At 70.0% G+C, this 10857-nt stretch carries 8 protein-coding genes; 5 read left to right on the top strand and 3 right to left on the bottom strand.

What is annotated here, in order from left to right:
* Positions 1–148 precede the first annotated feature (148 nt).
* Positions 149–1516, bottom strand: a complete 1368-nt coding sequence (locus tag ACZ7IB_RS05535; protein WP_470909367.1) for a cation:dicarboxylate symporter family transporter — start codon at positions 1514–1516, stop codon at positions 149–151.
* Positions 1517–1648: 132 nt separating this feature from the next.
* Between ACZ7IB_RS05535 and ACZ7IB_RS05530 the strand changes: the two genes are divergently transcribed.
* Positions 1649–3340 carry a sensor histidine kinase gene (locus ACZ7IB_RS05530; RefSeq protein ID WP_470909366.1) on the top strand — a complete coding sequence of 564 codons (1692 nt, stop codon included), beginning with the start codon at positions 1649–1651 and terminating at the stop codon, positions 3338–3340.
* Entirely contained in the window at positions 3337–4011 is a 675-nt protein-coding gene (locus tag ACZ7IB_RS05525; RefSeq protein WP_470909364.1) for a response regulator, read from the top strand. Before ACZ7IB_RS05530 ends, ACZ7IB_RS05525 begins: the two co-directional genes overlap by 4 nt.
* 714 nt (positions 4012–4725) lie before the next feature.
* Here the strand turns inward: ACZ7IB_RS05525 and ACZ7IB_RS05520 are convergent.
* Positions 4726–5070 (bottom strand): hypothetical protein, encoded by a 345-nt coding sequence (locus ACZ7IB_RS05520; RefSeq protein WP_470909362.1) that lies wholly within the window; start codon positions 5068–5070, stop codon positions 4726–4728.
* A gap of 247 nt (positions 5071–5317) precedes the next feature.
* On the opposite strand from ACZ7IB_RS05520, the gene ACZ7IB_RS05515 reads away from it, so the two are divergent.
* Positions 5318–5956: an XRE family transcriptional regulator gene (locus ACZ7IB_RS05515; RefSeq protein ID WP_470909535.1), complete on the top strand. Its 639-nt coding sequence runs from the start codon at positions 5318–5320 to the stop codon at positions 5954–5956.
* A gap of 183 nt (positions 5957–6139) precedes the next feature.
* On the opposite strand, the gene ACZ7IB_RS05510 is transcribed toward ACZ7IB_RS05515, so the two are convergent.
* On the bottom strand, positions 6140–7165 hold the full coding sequence (locus tag ACZ7IB_RS05510) for an ATP-dependent 6-phosphofructokinase (protein ID WP_093897439.1): 1026 nt from the start codon (positions 7163–7165) through the stop codon (positions 6140–6142).
* Positions 7166–7471: 306 nt separating this feature from the next.
* On the opposite strand from ACZ7IB_RS05510, the gene pta reads away from it, so the two are divergent.
* Together pta and ACZ7IB_RS05500 are read left to right on the top strand one after the other, a co-directional pair.
* Positions 7472–9553, top strand: a complete 2082-nt coding sequence (gene pta / locus ACZ7IB_RS05505; RefSeq protein WP_470909360.1) for a phosphate acetyltransferase — start codon at positions 7472–7474, stop codon at positions 9551–9553.
* On the top strand, positions 9550–10800 hold the full coding sequence (locus ACZ7IB_RS05500; RefSeq protein ID WP_470909358.1) for an acetate kinase: 1251 nt from the start codon (positions 9550–9552) through the stop codon (positions 10798–10800). Before pta ends, ACZ7IB_RS05500 begins: the two co-directional genes overlap by 4 nt.
* Positions 10801–10857: the final 57 nt, after the last annotated feature.

Here is a 10857-nt window from a genome sequence, read left to right as displayed (position 1 = left end):
AGCGTTTTTGTTCCCCCCCCTTGCTCACCCCCCCCCCCGTCTTCGTTTTCCTCACACCAGACCCCTTGAGGCGAACCAAAAAAAAACAACAACCCCCCTCCCCCCCCCCCCCCCCCCCCCCCCTGCCGCTGTGCTGGGTGTTCGGTGTCTAGGCCTTGGCCACGGCGTGCTCCTGGTCGCCGTCCCGCGGCTCCGGAACGCCTGTGCCGTCGCCGTGCACGGCGTCCTGGCTGAGCATCTGCTCGTTCCACGGGAGCGCACCGGACAGGACCTGGTCCACCCGCTCCTTGTCGATCTCCTTGGTCCAGGTGCCGACCAGGACGGTGGCCACCGCGTTGCCCGCGAAGTTCGTCATGGCGCGGGCCTCGCTCATGAAGCGGTCGATGCCGACGATCAGTCCGACGCCGTCGACCAGTCCGGGGCGGTGCGACTGGAGGCCGCCCGCGAGGGTGGCGAGGCCCGCGCCGGTGACTCCGGCCGCGCCCTTCGAGGCGACGATCATGAAGAGCAGGAGCGAGATCTGCTCACTCGCGCTCAGCGGGTCGCCCATCGCGTTGGCGATGAAGAGCGAGGACATCGTGAGGTAGATCGCGGTGCCGTCGAGGTTGAAGGAGTAGCCGGTCGGCACGGTGATGCCGACGACCGGCCTGCTGACCCCCAGGTGCTCCATCTTCGCGATGAGCCGCGGCAGGGCGGACTCCGACGAGGAGGTGGAGAGGATCAGCAGGAACTCGCGGCCCAGATACTTCAGCAGAGCCAGCAGATTGACCCCGGCGACCAGTCGCAGGATGGTGCCGAGCACCACGAAGACGAAGATCGCGCAGGTGACGTAGAAGCCGACCATGATGATCGCGAGGGACTTCAGGGCGTCTACGCCGGTCTCACCGACCACCGCCGCCATCGCGCCGAACGCGCCGACCGGGGCCGCCCACATGATCATGGCGAGGATGCGGAAGACGAGGCGCTGGATGTGGCCGATGCCGCGCAGGACCGGTTCGCCCGCCGAGCCCATGGCCTGGAGTGCGAATCCCGCGAGCAGGGCGATGAGCAGGGTCTGCAGCACCTCGCCCTCGGTGAAGGCGGAGACCATCGTCGTCGGGATGATGCCGAGCAGGAAGTCCACCGTGGACTCGCTGGCGCCCGCCGCCTGCTTCTCACCGGCGGCGCGCACCGCTTCGGTGAGGTGGAGGCCCTGGCCGGGCTCCAGGATGTTGCCGACGAGCAGACCGATGGCGAGTGCCACGGTCGACATCACCAGGAAATAGCCGAGGGCGAGACCGCCGACCGCGCCGACCTTGGCGGCCTTGCGGACCGAGCCGACGCCCAGCACGATCGTGCAGAAGATGATGGGCGAGATCATCATCTTGATGAGGTTCACGAAGCCGGTACCGATCGGCTTGAGCTCGACGGCAACGTCCGGGGCCGCGAAGCCCACGAGGATGCCGAGACCCACAGCCGCGATCACGGCGAGATACAGATAATGCGTACGGTCCCGCTTGGCGGCTGCCACTTCCACGGGGCTTCTCCTCGGCTCGTCCTGGTCGCTCCCCCGTCCCTGGGGGGCTTGGTGACTATCCCGCTCCCCTGTGACGGTGGTCACCGTTACGTGCATTTCGTTCATATGTTTTCGGCCAGGCAGACTGGGGTCATGCGTCTCCCCCGCCCCCGTACCCGCCCTCGCAGCCTGGCCGGCCAGCTCTTCGCCATGCAGGTCGTGCTGGTGGCGGCCGTGGTGGCGGGGTGTGCGTTCTTCGCCTACGTCTCCGGCAGCGCACAGGCGAAGGAGACCGCGACCCGGCAGGTCAGGACGGCGGCGCTGGCGATCGCCGACTCGCCGTCCGTACGGGCGGCGATCCGTACCCCGGACCCGTCCGCCGTGCTCCAGCCGTACGCGGAGAAGGTCCGCAAGGACACCGGGATCGCCTTCGTCACGATCATGAGCCCGGACCGGATCCGCTGGACGCACCCCGACGCGGACCAGATCGGGGAGCCCTTCCTCGGCCACACCGCGCGGGCGCTGCGCGGCGAGACGTTCGCGGAGACGTACACCGGCACGCTCGGCCCGTCGATCCGGGTCGTCACCCCGATCCGGGACGGCGGCAGGATCACCGGTCTGGTCAGCGCGGGTATCACGGTCGAGCGCGTCTCCTCGCAGGTGCGGGCGCAGCTCGGGGCGCTGGGGCTGGCGGCGGGCGGGGCGCTGGCGCTCGGCGGCATCGGCACGTATGTGATCAACGCCCGGCTGAGGCGGCACACGCACGGCATGAACGCCGCCGAGCTGAGCCGGATGCACGACTACCACCAGGCCACGCTGCACGCGGTGCGCGAGGGGCTGCTGATGCTCGACGGGCAGCGCAGGATCGCGCTGATCAACGACGCGGGCCGGGAGCTCCTCGGGCTGGAACCGGGTGCGGTCGGACGCAGGGTCGCCGACCTCGATCTGCCGGCGCCGCTGACCGGTGCGCTGCTCGCCTCCGAGGAGCGGGTCGACGAGCTGCATCTGACGGCGGACCGGGTGATCGTGGTCAACACCCGCCCCGTGGTGGGCGGCGAGCAGCGCGGCACGGTCGTGACGCTGCGCGACCACACGGAACTTCAGTCGCTGTCCGGCGAGTTGGACTCGGAGCGGGGGTTCACCCAGGCGTTGCGTTCGCAGGCGCACGAGGCGGCGAACCGGCTGCACACGGTCGTCTCGCTGATCGAACTGGGCCGGGCCGAGGAGGCGGTGGGTTTCGCGACCGCCGAACTGGAGCTGGCCCAGGCCCTCACCGACCGGGTGGTGGGCGCCGTCGCCGAACCGGTGCTGGCGGCACTGCTGCTCGGCAAGGCGGCGCAGGCGAACGAACGGGGGGTGGAGCTGGTGCTCGCGGACGACAGCCTGATCGACGACGGCGCCCTGCCCGCGACCCTGCCGCCACGGGATCTGGTGACGATCCTCGGCAATCTGATCGACAACGCGGTGGACGCGGCGTCGGAGGCGGTGACCGGTACGCCCGGTCCCGGAGCCGTGCCCGGCCGGCGGCAAGCGGTGCCGGGGAGGGCCGCCCGTGCCCGGGTCACCGTCACCGCGCTCGCCGGGGAGGGTGAGCTGCTGCTGCGGGTCGCCGACACCGGGGCCGGGATCGATCCGGACGACGCCGACGAGGTGTTCGACCGGGGCTGGTCGACGCACGGCGCGGGCCGGGGGATCGGGCTGGCCCTCGTACAGCAGGCGGTGCATCGCAACGCCGGCACGGTGGCGCTGGACCGCGGCCCGGAGGGCGGTGCGCAGTTCACGGTGCGGCTGCCGCTGGCCGTCGGCAACCGCACGACGCACACCACGAAGGAGGCCACCGCATGATCCAGGTGCTGGTCGTCGAGGACGATCCCGTCGCCGCGGACGCCCATCAGCTGTACGTGGACCGCGTCCCCGGATTCACGGTGGCCGCGGTCGCGCACTCGCGTGCGGAGGCGGTGCGGGCGCTGGACCGTACGCCGGTCGATCTGCTGCTCCTGGATCTGTATCTGCCCGACGGGCACGGTCTGCAGCTGCTGCGCTCGCTGCGCGCGGCCGGGCATTCGGCGGATGTCATCGCGGTGACGTCGGCACGTGATCTGACGGTGGTCCGGGAAGGGGTGTCGCTCGGTGTCGTCCAGTACGTGCTGAAGCCGTTCACCTTCGCCACCCTGCGCGACCGGCTCGTCCGCTACGCCGAGTTCCGCGCGGCAGCCGGTGAGGCGAGCGGTCAGGACGAGGTGGACCGGGCGCTCGGCGCACTGCGCGCGCCACAGCCGACCCGGCTGCCGAAGGGGCTGAGCGGTCCGACGCTGGAGGCGGTCACCCGTGTCCTGCGGGCCGCCCCGGACGGAGTGACGGCGGGCGCGGCCGGGGTGGAGCTGGGCATCTCGCGGATCACCGCGCGCCGCTATCTGGAACATCTGGTGACCGTGGGGCGCGCGGTGCGCAGCCCGCAGTACGGTCAGATCGGGCGCCCGGAGCTGCACTACCGGTGGGTGGCCCAGAGGCGCTGACCCCGCACGGCCTGGGGCGTGTATCGAAAGTAGATCTCGGCCGCGCGGTGATCTCGGCAAGCGCCGCCGATGTCACCGATCCGTCAGCCGCCGGGTCCTCCGCTGCCAAAAGCCCCACCGTTGTCATCCTTGGGTACGTCCCTGGGCGAAGAGGGCCGGTTGATCTCATACGGGCTGAGACCTTCCCCGAAATCATCTGCAGCCCTCAAGTTTTCACTGCTTCGGGAGGAAGGCTCGGCCCGTGGTGCCTGCTGTCGTGCCCGAGACCGACGGCGCGCGTCCCACCAGAGGAGGCCGAGCAGAACAGCGACTACGACCACTGCTATACCGACGGGGAAAATCCAGCGCACATCCGAAGCGGCCAGTGTGATGTCACTGATGGGCACCTGGCTCACAAGGTGGCTCATCTGGCCCACGTCCTTCCTGAGGGGATTCCACCGCTCACAAAGCGAAGCAGAGGGTTCCGCTCATTGGAGAGAGCACGCGATGGCTGGAGCCGTGGGCGAGTCCAATCCCGCCGCCCTTGGCGGCGTCAATCTCGCGGGGCCCGCCCGACCTGGACGTCTGGCAAGGCTCAAGCTCCTTGATAAGTCTACGGCGGGGAGCGCACGGGGGACCGCTTGGTGCGCGGCGGGTGTACCAGCGGCCAAAGAGCCATCTGCACGAGAGTGAGTGCACGCCTGTGCCGATCTCGGGTGATGGCGTTCCACCGTTCTAGGGCTTGTGGTCCGGCACTGACTCGGGCAGTCCTGCGTACCAGCCCTGGACGGCCAGCCAGAATCCGGCCAGCACTATGGCGACGAGCGCGACGCGGCCTGCGTACACGGCAACGGACGGCCCGATCATCCATCGCCGGGGCAGCAACCACGCTGACAAAGCGGCTACCACTCCGATGAGAACGGTCAGCGGAAGCTCCGCATACAGCACGCTCCAGTCCGGTCCTGCTTCGAATCCGGCGCGCGCCCGGAGTTCGGCATCCGCGGCCCATCCCAGCAGTCCGACGAATCCACCGGCCAGGGCCACCCCGGTACCACTCAGTGCTTCAACGTGTTCCCTCATGATCACTGGAGACGCTGGCTACTTCGTGGGAGTTCCCGGAGAACCGCACGATTCTTCGTCGCGAGGGAGGAAGGCGTCCGGTCTGGTCAACCCCGAACATTTCCACCACGCTAGGACGTTCCTACGAGCCGTGATATCGGTGGAACACACCGTAGTCAGAGGGCGTATCGACTCCTACGGTGGGGCCGTGCACCCCTCCCCGCCCTTCAACGCCCCCGCCGCACGTCGACTCCGCGAGGCCCTGGGGATGCTTCCAGGCCATGTCGCCTATGGTCTCGGAGCCCAGTACGGGCTCCGTATCAGCGCCGAGACGGTGGCCGCCTGGGAGCGCGGGCTCGCTGTCCCGAGCGAGTACGAACTCACGGCGCTGGCCGGGGTGTTGTGGTGCTCGCCGGGCGAGCTGCTGACCGCCGCGCGCACCCTGCGGGAGCACCGGGTGGCCCGGGAGCTGGCCGTCGATGAGCTGGCGCGTCTGCTGGGGCTGACCGCCTCCGCGTATCTGCGGATGGAGGAGGCGGGGCGCTGGCGCGGCAACGAACGCCAGTCCGCGGTGCTCAGCGAGGTACTGGGGCTGACGGCCGCCGGGGTCGTGACGGTGTCGGGCCGGGACGAGGAGCTGGCGGAGCTGTTGCGCAGTGCGGTGACGACGCGCTGGCAGGCCCATGTCCGGCCGGTGGCGAAGCTGGCGTTGCTGGAGCGCGGGTTCCTGCAGGACGTACTGGAACAGCTGCACGCCGACTACCAGGCGCTGATGGTGTCGACGCTGAGCTGGAGCAGCACGGGTGCGGAGCGGGCCGGGTCGACGGGCGATGCGGGGCGGGAGTTCCTGGCGAAGATCGTGGAACGGTTCTGGCGGACGGCGGGGGTGCAGGGGACGAGCATCTGAGCCGGCCACCCCCTTGATCCGGGCCGCCGGCTCAGGAGTGGATTCCGGCACCACGGCCCGTCCGGCCCTGACCTTCCGGAACGGCCCCGAGGGCCGGGGGAACGGCAAGCGGCCCTGACCGTCCACGGGGGGACAGTCAGGGCCGCCGGCCACTGCTTGCGACGCTGCCGCGCGCGTCCGGGGTCAGAAGACCGACTCGGCCTCGTCCATCCGGTCCGCCGGCACCGTCTTGAGCTGGGTGATGGCGTCGGCGAGCGGAACCATCTTGATGTCATTGCCACGCAGCGCCGTCATCCGGCCGAAGTCGCCCCGGTGCGCGGCCTCCACCGCGTGCCAGCCGAAGCGGGTGGCGAGCACCCGGTCGTACGCGGTCGGCGTGCCACCGCGCTGCACGTGGCCGAGAATGACCGGCCGCGCCTCCTTGCCGAGCCGGGTCTCCAGCTCGATGGCCAGCCGGTTGCCGATGCCCTGGAACCGCTCGTGGCCGTACTGGTCGATCTCGCCCTTGGCGTACGGCATGGAGCCCTCGGCCGGGTGCGCACCCTCGGCGACGCAGATGACCGCGAACTTCTTGCCCCGTGCGAAGCGTTCTTCGACCATCTTGACCAGGTCCTCGACCTGGAAGCGGCGCTCGGGAAGACAGATGCCGTGCGCGCCGCCCGCCATTCCGGACTCCAGCGCGATCCAGCCGGCGTGGCGGCCCATCACCTCGACGACCATGACCCGCTGGTGCGATTCGGCGGTGGTCTTGAGGCGGTCTATGGCCTCGGTGGCGACGCCCACCGCGGTGTCGAAGCCGAAGGTGCGGTCGGTGGCGGAGATGTCGTTGTCGATGGTCTTGGGGACGCCGACGACGGGCATTCCGGCGTCCGACAGCATCCGCGCGGCCGTGAGGGTGCCTTCGCCGCCGATCGGGATGAGGGCGTCCATGCCGTAACGGCGGCTCAGTTCGGCGCAGTTCTCGGCGGCCTCGCGCAGCCGGTCGCGCTCCAGCCGGGCCGAGCCGAGAATGGTGCCGCCATGGGCGAGGATGCCGCTGACCGCGTTGAGATCGAGGGGGCGGAAGTGACCGTCGAGGAGTCCCTTGAACCCGTCCTCGAAGCCGATGACTTCATCGCCGTGACCCACCACGGCACGGTGCACGACCGAGCGGATCACTGCGTTCAGGCCTGGACAATCGCCGCCTGCGGTGAGAACTCCGATGCGCATCGTGCTGTATCTCCTGCTCGCTAGTGCCGTGCATTTCGGGGGCGACTACAGAATCCCCCGTACCGTGAGCCACAACGATTGTCCCACGTCAGGTCTGGACCTCGCGCTCTCGGCCGCTCCGGGGATTCCCGCACGGGTGTTCCGCCGGATGCGGCAGTGACTCGGGCGGCGGTCCGGCCGGACGGGCGGGGGTCCTACGGGCCTTCGCGGAGGAGCATTCGCCCCGCGGGCGGCGCCTTGGCCCCCACAGGTATCGTCAACATGGCAATACCATCCCAAACCGCAAAAATGGACGGGAGAGCACGCGTGACGCGCAGCGTGTACGTGACCGGGATCGACCGGGGAGACGGCCGCCAGGTCGTCGATCTGGGTGTCATGGAGCTCCTGACGCGTCAGGTGGACCGGGTCGGGGTGTTCCGGCCGCTCGTCCACGACGGACCCGACCGGCTGTTCGAGCTGCTGCGTGCCCGCTACCGGCTCTCCCAGGACCCCGCGTCGGTCTACGGCCTGGACTATCACGAGGCGTCCGCGCTCCAGGCGGAGCAGGGTACGGACGAACTTGTCTCCCGGCTCGTAGAACGCTTCCATCAGGTGGCCCGGAAGTACGAGGTGGTGCTGGTCCTCGGCACCGACTTCGCCGCCACCCAGCTCCCCGACGAGCTGGCGCTCAACGCCCGCCTCGCCAATGAGTTCGGCGCCTCGGTCATCGCGGTGGTCGGCGGGAAGGGCCAGCCGGCGGATTCCGTACGGGCCGAGACCCACAACGCCTACCGGGCGTACGCCGGCCTGGGCTGCGATGTCCTCGCGATGATCGTGAACCGGGTGGCGGCCGAGGACCGCGATGTCATCGCGGAACGGCTGGCGGCCCGGCTGCCCGTCCCCTGTTCGGTCCTGCCGGACGATGCGGCGCTCTCCGCGCCGACCGTCGCCCAGATCACCGCGGCGCTCGGCGGCACGGTGCTGCTCGGCGACGACTCCGGGCTGGCCAGGGACGCGCTGGACTTCGTCTTCGGCGGTGCGATGCTGCCGAACATGCTGAAGGCGCTGACGCCGGGCTGCCTGGTGGTCACGCCCGGGGACCGGGCGGATCTGGTGGTCGGCTCGCTGGCCGCGCACAGCGCCGGGACGCCGCCCATCGCGGGTGTGCTGCTGACCCTGAACGAACGCCCCGGCGAGGAGATACTCAGGCTGGCCGCGAGACTCGCACCGGGTACCCCGGTCGTCTCCGTGGCCGGCGGCTCCTTCCCCACCGCTGGTGAACTCTTCGCACTGGAAGGCAAGTTGAACGCGGCGACGCCCCGCAAGGCGGAGACCGCACTGGGCCTCTTCGAGCGCCATGTGGACACCGGCGCCCTGCTGGAACGGATCTCGGTGGCCCGCAGCAGCCGCGTCACCCCGATGATGTTCGAGCACGAGCTGCTGGAGCAGGCCCGCGCCGACCGGCGGCGGGTCGTCCTGCCGGAGGGCACCGAGGAACGGGTGCTGCGCGCCGCGGACGTACTGCTGCGCCGCGATGTCTGCGACCTCACGCTCCTCGGCGACGTCGACGTCATCCGCAAGAAGGCCGCCGACCTCGGCATCGATCTCGCCGGTACGCAGCTCATCGACCCGCAGAGCTCACAGCTGCGCCAGGCGTTCGCCGAGCGGTACGCACAGGTGCGCGCGCACCGCGGGGTCACGGTGGAGCTGGCGTACGACGTCGTCGCGGACGTCAACTACTTCGGCACCCTGATGGTCCAGGAGGGGCTCGCGGACGGCATGGTCTCCGGGGCCGTGCACTCCACCGCGGCGACGATCCGCCCCGCGTTCGAGATCATCAAGACGAAGCCGGACGCCTCGATCGTGTCCTCCGTCTTCTTCATGTGCCTCGCCGACAAGGTCCTGGTGTACGGCGACTGCGCGGTCAATCCGGACCCGGACGCGGAGCAGCTCGCGGACATCGCGGTGCAGTCGGCCGCGACCGCCGCCCGCTTCGGCGTGGAGCCGCGGATCGCGATGCTGTCGTACTCGACGGGCACCTCGGGTTCGGGCGCCGATGTCGACAAGGTGCGCGAGGCGACGGACCGGGTGCGCGAGAGCCGGCCGGACTTGAGGATCGAGGGTCCGATCCAGTACGACGCCGCGGTGGAGCCGAGCGTCGCCGCGATGAAGCTGCCCGGCTCCGAGGTGGCGGGTCAGGCGACGGTGCTGATCTTCCCGGACCTGAACACCGGCAACAACACCTACAAGGCCGTGCAGCGCTCGGCGGGCGCCGTGGCCGTCGGACCGGTGCTCCAGGGGCTGCGGAAGCCCGTCAACGACCTGTCCCGGGGCGCACTCGTCCAGGACATCGTCACTACCGTGGCCATCACGGCGATCCAGGCACAGGGCGAGGAGCGAACCGCATGACCACCCCGACCGCAGAGGGCTCTTCCACCGTGGCCGCGAATCGCGTACTCGTTCTCAACTCCGGCTCCTCGTCGGTGAAGTACCAGCTCCTGGACATGAGCGACCGCTCCCGGCTGGCGGCCGGACTGGTCGAGCGGATCGGCGAGGAGACCTCCCGGCTGGTGCACACCCCGCTGGCCGGCAGAGGCGCCGAGCCGCGTGAGCGCATCGGCCCGATCGCCGACCACGAGGCCGCCCTCAAGGCGGCGGCCGAGGAACTGGCGGCCGACGGTCTCGGTCTGGACTCCCCCGCGCTGGCGGCGGTCGGCCACCGGGTGGTGCACGGAGGGCTGCGGTTCACCGAGCCCGTGGTGATCGACGACGAGGTGCTGAAGGAGATCGAGCGCCTGGTCCCGGTGGCCCCGCTGCACAATCCGGCGAACATCGTCGGCATCCGTACCGCCCAGGCCCTGCGCCCGGACCTTCCGCAGGTGGCGGTCTTCGACACGGCGTTCCACACGACGATGCCGGAGTACGCGGCGCGGTACGCGATCGATACGGAGACCGCCGACGCGCACCGCATCCGGCGCTACGGCTTCCACGGCACCTCGCACGCGTACGTCTCCCGCAAGGCCGCCGAACTGCTGGGACGCACCCCCGAGGAGGTCAATGTCATCGTGCTGCACCTGGGCAACGGCGCCTCGGCGTCGGCGGTGGCGGGCGGCCGGTGCGTGGAGACCTCGATGGGGCTGACCCCGCTGGAGGGGCTGGTGATGGGCACACGTTCCGGCGACATCGATCCGGCCGTCACCTTCCACCTGAAGCGGGTGGCGGGGATGTCCACGGACGAGATCGACGTACTGCTCAACAAGAAGAGCGGTCTGGTCGGGCTCTGCGGCGACAACGACATGCGGGAGATCCGGCGCCGGATCGACGAGGGCGACGAGCGTGCGGCGCTGGCGTTCGACATCTATGTGCACCGGCTGAAGAAGTACATCGGCGCCTATTCGGCGGTCCTCGGGCGGGTGGATGCCGTGGTGTTCACGGCGGGGGTCGGGGAGAACTCGGCACCCGTACGGGAGGCTGCGATCGCCGGTCTTGAGGGGTTCGGCCTGGCGGTGGACGCGGATCTGAACGCCGTACGGTCCGGCGCACCGCGGCTGATCTCGCCGGACCACGCACGGGTCGCGGTCGCCGTGGTGCCGACGGACGAGGAACTGGAGATCGCCGTCCAGACCTTCGCACTCGTCGGGCAGGCCCACAACTGAGCACCCCCGCGCCCCTTTGTACCTTCCACCAGACGGAATATTCCGCAGCGAAACAAA

Source organism: Streptomyces sp. NPDC037301 (assembly GCF_055602785.1).
This window is presented reverse-complemented; position numbering and strand designations above follow the sequence as displayed.